This is a genomic window from Salmonella sp. 741265116_PST, assembly GCF_046567715.1.
Taxonomy (GTDB): Bacteria; Pseudomonadota; Gammaproteobacteria; order Enterobacterales; family Enterobacteriaceae; genus Salmonella; species Salmonella enterica.
On the sequence record NZ_JBKFPH010000009.1, the window covers coordinates 24,137 to 38,532 of the forward strand.

At 52.6% G+C, this 14,396-nt stretch carries 11 protein-coding genes; 8 read left to right on the forward strand and 3 right to left on the reverse strand.

What is annotated here, in order from left to right; translation table 11 throughout:
* Positions 1-45 precede the first annotated feature (45 nt).
* From ubiG to yfaE, 4 genes are all read left to right on the forward strand, one after another.
* Positions 46-774, forward strand: a complete 729-nt coding sequence (ubiG, locus tag ACLD11_RS08355) for a bifunctional 2-polyprenyl-6-hydroxyphenol methylase/3-demethylubiquinol 3-O-methyltransferase UbiG (RefSeq protein ID WP_411011476.1) — start codon at positions 46-48, stop codon at positions 772-774.
* 355 nt (positions 775-1,129) lie between these two features.
* On the forward strand, positions 1,130-3,415 hold the full coding sequence (nrdA, locus tag ACLD11_RS08360; RefSeq protein WP_001076491.1) for a class 1a ribonucleoside-diphosphate reductase subunit alpha: 2,286 nt from the start codon (positions 1,130-1,132) through the stop codon (positions 3,413-3,415).
* A 112-nt stretch (positions 3,416-3,527) separates the two neighbouring features.
* On the forward strand, positions 3,528-4,658 hold the full coding sequence (nrdB, locus tag ACLD11_RS08365; protein WP_000332026.1) for a class Ia ribonucleoside-diphosphate reductase subunit beta: 1,131 nt from the start codon (positions 3,528-3,530) through the stop codon (positions 4,656-4,658).
* The gene (yfaE, locus tag ACLD11_RS08370; RefSeq protein WP_000533921.1) at positions 4,658-4,912 is read left to right on the forward strand and encodes a ferredoxin-like diferric-tyrosyl radical cofactor maintenance protein YfaE; all 255 of its coding nucleotides are present in this window, start codon (positions 4,658-4,660) and stop codon (positions 4,910-4,912) included. Before nrdB ends, yfaE begins: the two co-directional genes overlap by 1 nt.
* Before the next feature lies 1 nt (position 4,913).
* Here yfaE and ACLD11_RS08375 read toward each other — a convergent pair whose 3' ends face one another.
* On the reverse strand, positions 4,914-6,104 hold the full coding sequence (locus tag ACLD11_RS08375; RefSeq protein ID WP_000660250.1) for an MFS transporter: 1,191 nt from the start codon (positions 6,102-6,104) through the stop codon (positions 4,914-4,916).
* Between the two features lie 161 nt (positions 6,105-6,265).
* On the opposite strand from ACLD11_RS08375, the gene ACLD11_RS08380 reads away from it, so the two are divergent.
* The gene (locus ACLD11_RS08380; protein WP_000176721.1) at positions 6,266-7,144 is read left to right on the forward strand and encodes a LysR family transcriptional regulator; all 879 of its coding nucleotides are present in this window, start codon (positions 6,266-6,268) and stop codon (positions 7,142-7,144) included.
* A 115-nt stretch (positions 7,145-7,259) separates the two neighbouring features.
* On the opposite strand, the gene glpQ is transcribed toward ACLD11_RS08380, so the two are convergent.
* Together glpQ and glpT are read right to left on the reverse strand one after the other, a co-directional pair.
* Positions 7,260-8,330, reverse strand: coding sequence for a glycerophosphodiester phosphodiesterase (glpQ, locus tag ACLD11_RS08385; RefSeq protein WP_000858946.1), 1,071 nt, complete (start codon positions 8,328-8,330; stop codon positions 7,260-7,262).
* A 4-nt stretch (positions 8,331-8,334) separates the two neighbouring features.
* The gene (gene glpT, locus ACLD11_RS08390) at positions 8,335-9,693 is read right to left on the reverse strand and encodes a glycerol-3-phosphate transporter (protein ID WP_000948740.1); all 1,359 of its coding nucleotides are present in this window, start codon (positions 9,691-9,693) and stop codon (positions 8,335-8,337) included.
* Between the two features lie 272 nt (positions 9,694-9,965).
* On the opposite strand from glpT, the gene glpA reads away from it, so the two are divergent.
* Genes glpA through glpC form a run of 3 tightly spaced genes read left to right on the forward strand, consistent with a single transcriptional unit; the run spans position 9,966 to position 14,030 of the window.
* Entirely contained in the window at positions 9,966-11,594 is a 1,629-nt protein-coding gene (glpA, locus tag ACLD11_RS08395; RefSeq protein WP_411011477.1) for an anaerobic glycerol-3-phosphate dehydrogenase subunit A, read from the forward strand.
* The gene (glpB, locus tag ACLD11_RS08400; protein ID WP_411011478.1) at positions 11,584-12,843 is read left to right on the forward strand and encodes a glycerol-3-phosphate dehydrogenase subunit GlpB; all 1,260 of its coding nucleotides are present in this window, start codon (positions 11,584-11,586) and stop codon (positions 12,841-12,843) included. The genes glpA and glpB overlap by 11 nt, the downstream gene beginning before the upstream one ends.
* Entirely contained in the window at positions 12,840-14,030 is a 1,191-nt protein-coding gene (gene glpC, locus ACLD11_RS08405) for an anaerobic glycerol-3-phosphate dehydrogenase subunit GlpC (protein WP_001285726.1), read from the forward strand. Before glpB ends, glpC begins: the two co-directional genes overlap by 4 nt.
* Positions 14,031-14,396 lie beyond the last annotated feature (366 nt).

Below are 14,396 nucleotides of genomic sequence, written 5' to 3' on the forward strand. Positions count from 1 at the left end.
CCTGATATACTTATTTGTCTTGCTAAATAAGGAGTAGAAGCCCCTATGAATGCCGAAAAAGCGCCGGAACGCCATAACGTTGACCATGAAGAAATTGCCAAATTCGAAGCCGTCGCGTCGCGCTGGTGGGATCTGGAGGGCGAATTCAAGCCATTGCATCGCATCAACCCTCTACGCCTTGGCTACATTACTGAGCGCTCAGGCGGCCTGTTCGGTAAAAAGGTACTCGACGTCGGCTGCGGCGGCGGCATTCTGGCGGAAAGTATGGCACGCGAAGGCGCAACCGTCACCGGGCTGGATATGGGCTTTGAGCCTTTGCAGGTCGCCAAACTGCATGCGCTGGAAAGCGGCATCGAGGTAGAGTACGTGCAGGAGACGGTTGAGGAACATGCGGCAAAACACGCCCAGCAATACGACGTCGTCACCTGTATGGAAATGCTGGAGCATGTTCCCGATCCGCAATCGGTGGTCCACGCCTGCGCCCAACTGGTTAAACCCGGCGGTGAGGTGTTCTTCTCAACGTTGAACCGCAATGGGAAATCCTGGCTGATGGCGGTCGTCGGCGCTGAGTATATTCTGCGCATGGTGCCAAAAGGCACGCACGACGTGAAGAAATTCATTAAGCCTGCTGAACTGTTAAGCTGGGTAGATGAAACCGTCCTGAAAGAGCAACATATCACCGGGCTGCACTACAACCCGATAACCAATACTTTCAAACTCGGTCCCGGAGTAGACGTTAACTACATGTTGCATACCCGCGCTAAAAAAGCCTGACATCAAAGAATTTTCCTATAAGGGTTGCGTTAGATCATCGGGCGCAACCTTTCTCTTCGATGAAGAAATCAGCATTCGATCAAATTTTGATTTTTTTTTATGAATTGTTGACATCCTCTCCAGGCCTTATCAGACGCGCATTTAGCGATTCTTACTCTTTTACAACCGCAATTTAACGCCAAAATCAACTCTTGTACTCAAAAGAATCCCTACTAGAATACTCACCATATAGCGTTTCACTTATCGATTACCCCCTATATATAGTATTTATCCACAGAGTTAGTCACAACGTGGCGTTGTGGATAAGCGGGGGGATATTTTTCTTTCACGGACAGGTAAACAGGTAGAAAACCACATGAATCAGAGTCTGCTGGTGACAAAGCGTGACGGCCGTACTGAGCGCATCAATCTCGACAAAATTCATCGCGTGCTTGATTGGGCGGCAGAAGGACTGAATAACGTATCGGTTTCTCAGGTCGAGCTACGCTCGCATATTCAGTTTTATGATGGGATTAAGACCTCCGATATCCATGAAACTATCATTAAGGCCGCCGCAGACCTGATCTCTCGCGATGCGCCGGATTATCAATACCTGGCTGCACGTCTGGCGATTTTCCACCTGCGTAAGAAAGCCTTCGGCCAGTTTGAGCCGCCCGCACTTTACCACCATGTGGTAAAAATGGTTGAGCTTGGCAAATACGACAATCATCTGCTGGAAGACTACACGGAAGAAGAGTTCAAGCAGATGGATTCGTTTATCGTTCACGATCGCGATATGACCTTCTCCTACGCTGCCGTTAAGCAGTTAGAAGGGAAATATCTGGTGCAAAACCGCGTGACCGGCGAAATCTATGAAAGCGCGCAGTTCCTTTATATTCTGGTAGCGGCCTGCCTGTTCTCGAACTACCCGCGTGAAACGCGTCTTGACTATGTAAAACGTTTTTACGATGCGGTCTCTACGTTCAAAATCTCGCTGCCGACGCCAATTATGTCCGGCGTGCGTACCCCAACCCGTCAGTTCAGCTCTTGCGTACTGATCGAGTGTGGCGACAGTCTGGATTCCATCAACGCCACCTCCAGCGCTATCGTGAAATACGTTTCTCAGCGCGCCGGTATCGGTATCAACGCGGGACGCATTCGCGCGCTGGGCAGCCCGATTCGCGGCGGCGAAGCGTTCCACACCGGCTGCATCCCGTTCTACAAGCACTTCCAGACGGCGGTGAAATCCTGCTCGCAGGGCGGCGTGCGCGGCGGCGCGGCGACACTGTTCTACCCGATGTGGCACCTGGAAGTGGAAAGCCTGCTGGTACTGAAAAACAACCGTGGCGTGGAAGGCAACCGCGTACGTCACATGGACTACGGCGTACAGATCAACAAACTGATGTACACCCGCCTGCTGAAGGGCGGCGACATTACGCTGTTCAGTCCGTCTGATGTACCCGGACTATACGATGCGTTCTTCGCCGACCAGGACGAATTCGAACGCCTGTACGTGAAATATGAAAACGACGACAGCATCCGCAAACAGCGTGTGAAAGCGGTCGAACTGTTCTCGCTGATGATGCAGGAACGCGCCTCTACCGGTCGTATCTATATCCAGAACGTTGACCACTGCAATACTCACAGTCCGTTCGATCCGGTTGTCGCCCCGGTACGCCAGTCTAACCTGTGTCTGGAGATTGCCCTGCCGACCAAACCGCTGCACGATGTTAACGATGAAAACGGCGAAATTGCGTTGTGTACGCTGTCAGCATTCAATCTGGGCGCCATTAAAACTCTGGACGAGCTGGAAGAACTGGCTATTCTGGCAGTACGCGCTTTGGATGCTCTGCTCGATTATCAGGATTACCCGATTCCGGCTGCCAAACGCGGCGCAATGGGCCGTCGTACGCTGGGCATTGGCGTGATTAACTTCGCCTACTGGCTGGCGAAAAACGGTAAGCGTTATTCCGACGGCAGCGCCAATAATCTGACGCATAAAACCTTTGAAGCCATTCAATACTATCTGCTTAAAGCGTCCAACGAACTGGCGAAAGAGCAAGGCGCCTGCCCATGGTTCAACGAAACCACCTATGCAAAAGGCATTCTGCCGATCGACACCTACAAAAAAGATCTGGATGCGATCGTCAACGAACCGCTGCACTACGACTGGGAACAGCTGCGTGAATCGATCAAAACCCACGGTCTGCGTAACTCCACGCTATCGGCGCTAATGCCGTCGGAAACGTCATCCCAGATCTCCAACGCCACCAACGGTATCGAACCACCGCGCGGCTACGTCAGCATCAAGGCCTCGAAAGACGGTATTTTGCGTCAGGTCGTGCCGGATTATGAGCATCTGAAAGACGCTTACGAACTGTTGTGGGAGATGCCGAACAACGACGGTTATCTGCAACTGGTGGGTATCATGCAGAAGTTTATCGATCAGTCGATTTCCGCCAATACCAACTACGATCCGTCACGTTTCCCGTCAGGAAAAGTACCGATGCAGCAACTGCTGAAAGATTTGCTCACCGCGTATAAGTTTGGCGTAAAAACTCTGTACTATCAAAATACCCGCGACGGCGCGGAAGATGCGCAGGACGATTTGGCGCCTTCTATTCAGGACGATGGCTGCGAAAGCGGCGCTTGTAAGATCTGATGAATAGTGCCGGGTAGCGCTATGCTTATCCGGCCTACGATTGTACGGTTTGTAGGCCGGATAAGGCGCTTGCGCCGCCATCCGGCGCTCATCCCATAAAGGATTCACTTCAATGGCATACACCACTTTTTCACAGACGAAAAACGATCAGCTCAAGGAACCCATGTTCTTTGGCCAGCCGGTCAACGTTGCACGCTATGACCAGCAGAAATATGACATCTTCGAAAAACTGATCGAAAAACAGCTCTCTTTCTTCTGGCGTCCGGAAGAGGTCGACGTCTCCCGCGATCGTATCGATTATCAGGCGTTGCCGGAGCACGAAAAACATATCTTCATCAGCAACCTCAAATACCAGACGCTGCTGGATTCCATTCAGGGACGTAGCCCGAACGTCGCCCTGCTGCCGCTCATTTCCATCCCGGAGCTGGAGACGTGGGTAGAGACCTGGGCGTTTTCTGAGACGATTCACTCACGCTCCTACACCCACATTATTCGTAACATCGTCAACGATCCGGCGGTCGTTTTTGACGATATCGTGACCAATGAGCAAATTCAGAAGCGCGCCGAAGGGATCTCCGCCTACTACGACGAACTTATTGAGATGACCAGTTACTGGCATCTGCTCGGTGAAGGCACCCATACCGTTAATGGCAAAACGGTTGTCGTGAATCTGCGTGAGCTGAAGAAAAAACTGTATCTGTGCCTGATGAGCGTGAACGCGCTGGAAGCCATCCGCTTCTACGTCAGCTTCGCCTGCTCTTTCGCATTTGCCGAGCGTGAACTGATGGAAGGCAACGCCAAAATTATCCGTCTGATCGCCCGTGACGAAGCTCTGCATCTGACCGGCACACAACATATGCTGAACCTGTTGCGTAGCGGCGTGGACGACCCGGAGATGGCGGAAATCGCCGAAGAGTGTAAACAGGAATGTTATGACCTGTTCGTGCAGGCGGCGCAGCAGGAAAAAGAGTGGGCGGACTATCTGTTCCGCGACGGTTCGATGATCGGCCTGAATAAAGATATCCTGTGTCAATACGTTGAATATATTACTAATATTCGTATGCAGGCGGTAGGGCTGGATCTGCCGTTCCAGACCCGCTCCAACCCAATCCCGTGGATCAATACCTGGTTGGTGTCCGATAACGTTCAGGTCGCGCCACAGGAAGTGGAAGTTAGCTCTTATCTGGTCGGACAAATCGATTCGGAAGTCGATACCGACGATCTGAGTAATTTCCAGCTCTGATGGGACGCGTCACGCTGCGTATCACTGGCACACAACTGCTGTGCCAGGATGAACACCCTTCTCTGCTGGCCGCGCTGGAATCGCATAACGTTGAGGTGGAGTATCAGTGCCGCGAAGGGTATTGCGGCTCCTGTCGTACCCGGCTGGTTGCCGGTCAGGTTGACTGGATTACGGAACCTTTAGCGTTTATCCAGCCGGGAGAGATTTTGCCCTGCTGCTGCAGGGCAAAAGGCGATATCGAAATAGAGATGTAACTCAGTGCAACTCGCTGGTGGAAACCAAAGGCATCGCGCCACGTTTTTTCATCTGCACGGCATACAGTGCGCCAGCGAGCACCACCAGCACCGCGCCAGCGACATAAATCATACGATAGCCAACCGACTCAACCATCATTCCCATGATAAAGGCGCCAATCGCCATTCCGGCATCCATCGCGTTAAAGAACAGTGAATTCGCCACGCCGATTTTATGCGGTTCAACCGAGCTGATAATTTGCGTCTGGAAAACCGGCGTGACCGAACCGTAGCCGATACCGATTAGCCCGCCGGAAATAATCATCATGATGCTGCCATTGGTGTAGCCCAGCGCCACCAGACCGATGGTAAAAGCCAACAGGCATGGGTAAACAACATATTTCGGCCCTTTTTTATCACAAATATTCCCGGTGAAGGTACGACATATCATCAGGAAAATAGCGTAGCACAGCAGGAAATTACTGGCCGCCGCCATCAAATCCAGCTCACGAGCATACAGCGCCAGGAAAGCCGACACGCCGGCATAGGAGAAAGTCATAAAAAAGGTGACCAGCGCAAAAGGCAAGGCGGCGCGGTCAAACATCGCGGCAAAACCCAGATTCGGTTTCGAACCATCGGCATGACGAATTACCGGAGGGACCGTCACAATCAGGGAAAGCAAAATCCCTAACACCGCTACAGCGGAACAAAGCCAGAATGCGGCAGTGAACGCGTTCCAGCGGGCCATATTCAAACCGATCCACGGTCCTACGACCATCGCCAGGCCCATCGCTAAAGAGAAAAAGCTGATGCCCTCTCCACGTCGGGAGGCCGGAATCAACCGCGCTGAAATAGTTCCTTTTACCGTGGTAATAACACCAAACGTAATCCCATGAAGTACGCGGATAAAGAGCAGCGACTCAATGGAATGGCAAACCGGATACAGCGCGGTAATCACCAAAAAAGCCAGAGAAGAGAGCACCAGAATCTTTTTATTCGAATATTTTCCCACCCACTGTCCGGCAAACGGCCGAATAACAATTGCCGCAGCCAGGAAACATGTCACTAACAATCCTGCCTTATCTGCAGAAGCATGCAGGCGGTCAGCGATATAAATGGGTAATAAGGTTAGCAGTACATAAAAAACAAAAAAGATAATAAAACTAACTATGGTTATTGCCCAAAAATCCTTCGTCCATAATTTTTCTTTCATTCTTAACGACCCGTTCAGATGGCGCACGCAGGCAACGCTCAGCTCAACTGAACACCTATCAGGTGCGTCAAAATGTGATGTATTCGATAGAATCGCAGTATAAACAAGTGCACTCTATTAGAAAAATTAATCGTTTTAATTATATTAATTAGTTTTTACTAATGACACTAACCCAAATCCACGCCCTGCTTGCCGTACTGGAGTACGGCGGATTTACCGAGGCCAGCAAACGGCTATACATGACGCAATCCGCCGTCAGCCAGGCCATCTCCGCGCTTGAGGAGGAGCTCGGCGTTGACATATTGATTCGTGAGCGTCGTAAAGAGATTGAGCTTACCGCCGCCGGTAGCCGCATCGTCAGGCACTTACGCGCGATCCAGCGCGACGTCAACGCGGTAAAAGAGATTGCCGAACAAGAAAAAAAGAACCCGGCCCGTACGCTACGGATTGGCTGTTTTCCCAGCGCCTGCGCCTGCATTTTACCCGGCGTCATTCGCTATTTTGAAAGCCATCATCCAAATGTAAAAATTATCCCTTATGAAGAGAACAGTACGGCTATTATTGATTCGCTGCAGGACGGAAGTATTGATGCCGGTTTCGTTCCTTTCCCGGTCAATGGTATGTATTGCGTCCCCATTTACCGGGATAAATTCACCGTAGTGGTGCCTGAAAATCATCCCCTGGCGACCAACAGTACAGTAACAGTCGAAGAACTGATGGACGAACCACTTATTGTCAGTAAAGGTCGTTATGAATTAAGCATTATGGCGTTGTTTAAAGAAAAGGGGATTGAGCCGATATTTAAATATGAATTTAACCATCCCGATACTGCGCTGAATTTTATTCGCCAGGGATTAGGCATCGCCTTATTGCCAGAATTAACCTTAAAAGCCACGACAGGAAAATTATGCTCCGTGGCGCTGGAACCCACCTTTTATCGACAAATTTCCCTGTTAGCAAAAGAACCGCCGGTAGAAGGAAGTCCGCTATTTTTATTACAAAAATGTATGGAAACACTGACCGATGAGGGTTTGCTATAAAACAATACCGCCTGATGGCATTGCGTTTACCAGACCTGCGCTGGCAAACGTTGCGCCAGGCCGGATGAGGCGTTTATGCCCTCATCCGGCGCTTCACTTCGACTATGGCAAACCTTTAGTCATTTTTTTGCAGGAACATGACCGCCTTATCCGGGAAGTCGGTGAACAGCCCGTCGACGCCCGCCTTGTTATACAGGATGTCGTACAACTGATTAACGTCTGTGGCATAGTCCGGCAATTGATCGGCACGCACAGTGTAAGGATGCACTACCATCTTATTCTGATGCGCGTCTTGCACCATTCCAGTCAGTTTGATATTCCCTTTTGTTGAGCCTTCCGCGACCAGCATATGGTAATCCGGACCAATACCGTCCGCATATTCCGCCACCTGCTTCATAGCGCCCGGCTTAAACATCCAGTCGTAGTTGTAATTTACCCAACGACCGTCCGGCTGTTTCTGCTGTGTTTCATTCCAGTCGGTATACGCAATAAGTTGAACCAGATTGAGATCCATCCCCATTTTGGGTTCCAGTTCATTCTTAATACGTTTCAGCTCAGCGACATCAAAACACTGCAAATAGACATTGTCCTGCTTGCCGGTGTAACCATACTTCTTCAGCACTTCCAGCGTTTTCGCGGCAATATCTTTCCCTTCCTGATGATGGAACCACGGTGCTTTAATTTCCGGATAAATACCGATATTTTTACCGGTAGAGTGATTTAATCCCTGAACGAATTCAATTTCCTCTTCAAAGGTATGAATGCGGAAATCAGATTTTCCCATCGGGAAACGGCCCGGATAAGTTTGTACTTTTTTGCCGTTTTCAATATCAAACCCTTCAGTAAACTTCAGGGATTTAATTTCATCCAGCGTAAAATCGATAGCGTAATAGCGCCCATCTTTACGCGCCCGGTCCGGAAAACGGTCTGCGACGTCAGTCACCCGGTCAAGGTAGTGGTCATGGAGGACGACCAGATGGTCGTCCTTTGTCATCACCAAATCCTGTTCCAGATAATCTGCCCCTTGCGCATACGCCATCGCTTTCGCCGGTAGCGTATGCTCCGGCAGATAACCGCTGGCGCCACGGTGGGCGATAACGACTTTTTCAGCCGCCACGGCGCCGCTTCCGATGGCCATTCCTGCCAACATCAACGCCACGCTAAGATTTTTCAGTGTGGTTTTCATGTTATTAACCTCCGTTGCGTTTTAACTGCTGCTCATCATGATGGCGTTTTTCGCCAATCATCACGACCACCAGCAGGATTACCGCCAGAATGCTGCCGCCAATCATCACCATAAAGCCGCCATCCCAACCGAAGAAGTCAACGGTATAACCCACAATGGCGCTTGCAGCGACAGAACCGCCCAGATAACCAAACAGACCGGTAAAGCCCGCCGCCGTACCCGCCGCTTTTTTCGGCGCCAGTTCCAGCGCATGCAGACCGATCAACATTACCGGGCCGTAGATCAGGAAGCCGATGATAATCATACAAGCCATATCAACGTTCGGGTTCCCTGCCGGGTTCATCCAGTAAACGATGGTCGCGATAGTCACCAGGGTCATAAAGAATACGCCCGTCGCGCCACGGTTGCCGCGGAAGACTTTATCTGACATCCAGCCACACAGCAGCGTGCCCGGAATACCGGCATATTCATAGAGGAAATATGCCCAGGAGGATTTATCCAGTGCGAAATGTTTCACTTCTTTCAGGTACGTTGGCGACCAGTCGAGGATACCGTAGCGCAGCAGGTAGACAAACACGTTGGCGATAGCGATATACCACAGTAATTTGTTCGGCAGTACGTACTGCATGAAGATTTGCTTCGCGGTGAGCTCTTCTTCCGCTTTTTCGTTGTAGTCGTCCGGATAGTCATTTTTATACTCTTCGATAGGCGGCAGACCGCAGGATTGCGGCGTATCGCGCATCATTGCGAAAGCGAACAGCGCCACCACAATCGCGCCAAAGGCTGGCATATAGAGCGCCGCTTTCCAGTCGTTAAACCACGCCATCCCCAGCAGGAACAGCAGTGGCGGGATCCCGCCGCCGACGTTATGCGCGCAGTTCCAGACCGACACAATGCCGCCGCGCTCTTTCTGCGACCACCAGTGAACCATCGTACGTCCGCACGGCGGCCACCCCATCCCCTGGAACCAGCCGCAAAGGAACAACAGTACAAACATCACGGCGATGCTGGATGTCGCCCACGGCACAAAGCCCATAAACAACATGACTGCTGCGGCCAGAATCAACCCTGCCGGCAGGAAAACGCGCGGATTCGAGCGATCGGACACCGAACCCATTATAAATTTCGAAAAACCATAAGCGATGGAAATCCCGGACAGCGCAAAGCCCAGATCGCCGCGTGAAAAACCCTGTTCTACCAGGTAGGGCATCGCGAGGGCAAAGTTCTTGCGCACCAGATAATACGCGGCATAGCCAAAGAATATCCCCAGGAAAATCTGCCAGCGTAATCGGCGATAGGTCGGATCAATCTCCGCCGCTGGCAAGCGCGCTTTATGCGGCGCTGGTTTAAAAATACTCAACATATTGTAGCCTCCGTGGCCCGTATTTTATTTAGAGGTAAACACCGCAGTTTGTTCAAACAACCCCGCTGCTCCCAGTGTGGCCGCGATGTTAAGTAAAGATACGTCACGTTAATGTGAATTACAGCACATATTGTTACAGTTTTATGACCAATGTTCAGAAAGGCGCACGAAATCACGTTTCATTTTCGAATAATGAGCGATTATGCGCGAAATCAAACATTCCATATGATTTGTATGGCTAAATGATAAAAAACGAACTGTGAGGAAAAACAATGAAAACTCGCGACTCGCAAGCAAGTGACGTGATTATCATTGGCGGTGGAGCAACAGGCGCAGGGATCGCCCGCGACTGCGCGCTGCGCGGTTTACGTGTCATCCTGGTGGAGCGGCATGATATAGCGACCGGCGCGACCGGGCGTAACCACGGGCTGCTGCACAGCGGCGCTCGTTATGCGGTTACCGATGCGGAATCCGCGCGCGAGTGCATTAGTGAAAACCAGATTTTAAAACGGATCGCCCGCCATTGCGTCGAACCGACGGATGGTCTGTTTATTACGTTGCCGGAAGATGATCTTGCGTTTCAGGCCACCTTTATTCGCGCCTGTGAAGCAGCAGGCATTCGCGCTGAAGCCATCGATCCGCAGCAGGCTCGCATCATCGAACCTTCCGTTAACCCTGCGCTCATCGGTGCGGTAAAAGTGCCGGATGGCACCGTGGACCCTTTCCGCCTTACCGCCGCCAATATGCTGGATGCCAGAGAACATGGCGCAATCGTGTTAACGGCGCATGAAGTGACCGGGCTCATTCGTGAAGGCACAACGGTCTGCGGCGTCCATGTGCGCAACCATCTCACTGGCGAAACCCAGACGCTTCACGCGCCGGTGGTGGTCAATGCGGCAGGTATCTGGGGGCAACGGATCGCCGAATACGCCGACCTGAGTATTCGCATGTTCCCGGCGAAAGGCTCGCTGTTGATCATGGACCATCGGATCAACCAGCATGTCATTAACCGCTGCCGGAAACCATCGGATGCCGACATTCTGGTACCTGGCGATACGATTTCACTGATCGGCACCACCTCTACCCATATTGATTACAATGAGATAGACAGCAACCGCGTCACCGCAGATGAAGTCGATATCCTGCTGCGTGAAGGGGAAAAACTGGCCCCTGTCATGGCGAAGACGCGTATTCTGCGCGCGTATTCCGGCGTCCGCCCGCTGGTGGCCAGCGATGACGATCCCAGCGGTCGTAACGTCAGCCGCGGTATTGTGCTGTTCGACCACGCCGAGCGCGACGGGCTTGAAGGCTTCATTACCATTACCGGCGGGAAGCTAATGACTTACCGCCTGATGGCGGAATGGGCGACCGATGCCGTGTGCCGCAAGTTGGGCAATACCCGCCCCTGCATCACGGCGGATACGCCGTTGCCTGGCTCAAAAGAGTCTACGGAACATACGCTGAAACGCATTATCTCGCTTCCCGCGCCGCTACGCGGATCGGCGGTTTATCGGCATGGCGATCGCACGCCGGGGTGGCTGAGCGAAGGCCGCCAACACCGTAGCCTGGTCTGTGAATGCGAGGCCGTCACGGCGGGGGAAGTGCAGTATGCCGTCGAAAACTTAACCGTGAACAGCCTGCTGGATCTGCGCCGTCGCACCCGCGTAGGGATGGGCACTTGCCAGGGCGAACTGTGCGCCTGCCGCGCGGCCGGGCTATTGCAGCGTTTTAATGTGACGACCGCGGCGCAATCTATTACGCAACTCTCTGAATTTCTGAATGAGCGCTGGAAAGGCGTACAACCTGTCGCCTGGGGAGACGCGCTGCGCGAAAGCGAATTCACGCGCTGGGTTTATCAGGGATTATGCGGTCTGGAGAAGGAGCACCAGGATGAAATTTGATACGGTTATTATGGGCGGCGGTCTCGCCGGTTTGCTGTGCGGACTGCAACTCCAGCAGCATGGATTACGCTGCGCCATCGTCACCCGCGGACAAAGCGCGCTGCATTTTTCCTCCGGCTCGTTGGATCTGCTCAGCGCCCTGCCCGACGGCCAACCGGTGACCGACATTACCGCCGGGCTTGATGCGCTGCGCCGCCAGGCGCCTGAACATCCTTATTCGCGTTTGGGCGCGCAAAAAGTCCTTACGCTGGCGCAACAGGCGCAAACGCTACTTAACGCCAGCGGCGCGCAGTTATACGGTGATGTACAGCAGGCGCACCAGCGTGTAACGCCACTTGGCACATTGCGTTCAACCTGGCTTAGCTCGCCGGAAGTGCCGGTCTGGCCGTTATCCGCACAGCGAGTTTGCGTCGTCGGCGTTAGCGGATTACTGGATTTCCAGGCGCACCTTGCGGCAGCGTCGCTGCGTCAACGCGATCTCAACGTGGAAACCGCAGAAATCGACCTTCCGGAACTGGACGTACTGCGTGATAACCCGACGGAATTTCGCGCGGTCAATATTGCGCGTCTGCTTGATAACGAAGAAAAATGGCCGCTGCTGTACGACGCGCTGTCGCCAATAGCGACAAACTGCGACATGATCATCATGCCCGCCTGTTTCGGGCTGGCGAACGATACGCTGTGGCGCTGGCTTAACGAACGTCTGCCCTGCGCGCTCACGCTGCTGCCGACGCTGCCGCCATCGGTGCTCGGTATTCGTCTGCACAATCAGCTCCAGCGCCAGTTTGTTCGTCAGGGCGGCATCTGGATGCCGGGCGATGAAGTGAAGAAAGTCACCTGCCGTCGCGGTACCGTGAGCGAAATATGGACCCGCAACCATGCCGATATCCCACTGCGCCCGCGTTTTGCCGTACTTGCCAGCGGTAGCTTCTTTAGTAGCGGTCTGGTTGCCGAGCGTGAAGGGATCCGCGAACCTATTTTAGGGCTCGACGTACAGCAAACGGCCACCCGCGCCGAATGGTATCAACAACATTTCTTCGACCCACAGCCCTGGCAGCAGTTTGGCGTCGTGACGGATGACGCTTTCCGCCCCTCCCTTGCGGGCAACACGGTAGAAAATCTGTATGCAATAGGTTCTGTGCTGGCGGGATTCGATCCTATAGCTGAGGGATGCGGCGGCGGCGTCTGCGCAGTCAGCGCCCTCCAGGCCGCGCACCATATCGCTGAGCGTGCAGGAGAACAGCAATGAGCGACACACGTTTTGAAAGTTGTATTAAATGTACGGTGTGCACCACCGCGTGCCCGGTCAGCCGCGTTAATCCTGGCTACCCTGGCCCTAAACAGGCCGGACCGGATGGCGAACGCCTGCGTCTGAAAGACGGCGCGCTGTATGATGAGGCGCTGAAATATTGCATTAACTGCAAACGGTGTGAGGTCGCCTGTCCGTCGGACGTGAAGATTGGCGATATCATCCAGCGCGCCCGCGCGAAATACGATACGACGCGCCCGTCATTGCGTAACTTTATTCTCAGCCATACCGATCTGATGGGCAGCGTTTCAACGCCGTTCGCGCCGGTGGTCAATACCGCCACCGCATTAAAGCCAGTGCGCCAGTTGCTTGATTACGCGCTCAAAATCGATCATCGCCGCACCTTACCAAAATACTCTTTCGGCACCTTCCGCCGCTGGTATCGTAGCGTGGCGGCGCAGCAGGCTAAATACAAAGATCAGGTCGCCTTTTTCCATGGCTGTTTTGTGAATTACAACCATCCGCAGCTCGGAAAAGATCTGATTAAGGTGCTGAACGCAATGGGCACCGGCGTACAGTTACTGAGTAAAGAGAAGTGTTGCGGCGTACCGCTGATCGCTAACGGTTTTACGGATAAAGCTCGCAAGCAGGCTATCAGCAATGTGGAGTCGCTACGCGAGGCGATTGCCGTCAAAGGTATTCCGGTCATCGCCACGTCATCCACCTGTACGTTTGCGTTGCGCGATGAATATCCTGAAGTGCTGGACGTGGACAACGCCGGGCTGCGCGAACATATCGAGCTGGCCACCCGCTGGCTATGGCGCAAACTGGATGCCGGGAAAACGCTGCCGCTTAATCCTTTGCCGCTGAAAGTGGTCTACCATACGCCGTGTCATATGGAAAAAATGGGCTGGACGCTTTACACGCTTGAACTGTTGCGGCAAATTCCGGGGCTTGAATTGACGGTACTTGATTCACAGTGCTGCGGCATTGCCGGTACGTATGGATTTAAAAAGGAAAACTATCCGACATCACAGTCCATCGGCGCGCCGCTGTTCCGCCAGATTGAAGAGAGCGGCGCCGACATTGTCGTCACCGATTGTGAAACCTGTAAGTGGCAAATTGAGATGTCTACAAGCAAACGCTGCGAACACCCCATTACGCTACTGGCCCAGGCGCTCGGCTAAGTAAATAGCGCCGGAACCCCTCCGGCGCCATTACCCTGATAACCCGGACCGATTTTCCATCAGACATATACCCTTCATACTTCAAGTTGCTTATGTGTTGGCTACGCATTATTTTGGGTATAAACACGGATGTCTCTTTGCAATAACCTGCCCTATTTGGTCAACCATGACCGCTAACTCACGGGGTCATGACAGATAACGACGTTACTGTTATAGAGCAATATCTCTTGCATCGACGCGTTACCAGCTCCCTTTAAAGAGGGGGAATAACTGAATACCCCCAATAATAATTGGGGGTTATGTGAATAATAAGAAAATCAGGTCTATGCCTGATGTAATATATTCCCCACCAGCAATAATATTTTC

Bases quoted from the DNA above. Each gene is read 5' to 3' on its own strand.
- ubiG (WP_411011476.1), top strand. From the start codon at position 46: ATGAATGCCGAAAAAGCGCCGGAACGCCATAACGTTGACCATGAAGAA.
- nrdA (WP_001076491.1), top strand. From the start codon at position 1,130: ATGAATCAGAGTCTGCTGGTGACAAAGCGTGACGGCCGTACTGAGCGC.
- nrdB (WP_000332026.1), top strand. From the start codon at position 3,528: ATGGCATACACCACTTTTTCACAGACGAAAAACGATCAGCTCAAGGAA.
- yfaE (WP_000533921.1), top strand. From the start codon at position 4,658: ATGGGACGCGTCACGCTGCGTATCACTGGCACACAACTGCTGTGCCAG.
- ACLD11_RS08375 (WP_000660250.1), bottom strand. From the start codon at position 6,104: ATGAAAGAAAAATTATGGACGAAGGATTTTTGGGCAATAACCATAGTT.
- ACLD11_RS08380 (WP_000176721.1), top strand. From the start codon at position 6,266: ATGACACTAACCCAAATCCACGCCCTGCTTGCCGTACTGGAGTACGGC.
- glpQ (WP_000858946.1), bottom strand. From the start codon at position 8,330: ATGAAAACCACACTGAAAAATCTTAGCGTGGCGTTGATGTTGGCAGGA.
- glpT (WP_000948740.1), bottom strand. From the start codon at position 9,693: ATGTTGAGTATTTTTAAACCAGCGCCGCATAAAGCGCGCTTGCCAGCG.
- glpA (WP_411011477.1), top strand. From the start codon at position 9,966: ATGAAAACTCGCGACTCGCAAGCAAGTGACGTGATTATCATTGGCGGT.
- glpB (WP_411011478.1), top strand. From the start codon at position 11,584: ATGAAATTTGATACGGTTATTATGGGCGGCGGTCTCGCCGGTTTGCTG.
- glpC (WP_001285726.1), top strand. From the start codon at position 12,840: ATGAGCGACACACGTTTTGAAAGTTGTATTAAATGTACGGTGTGCACC.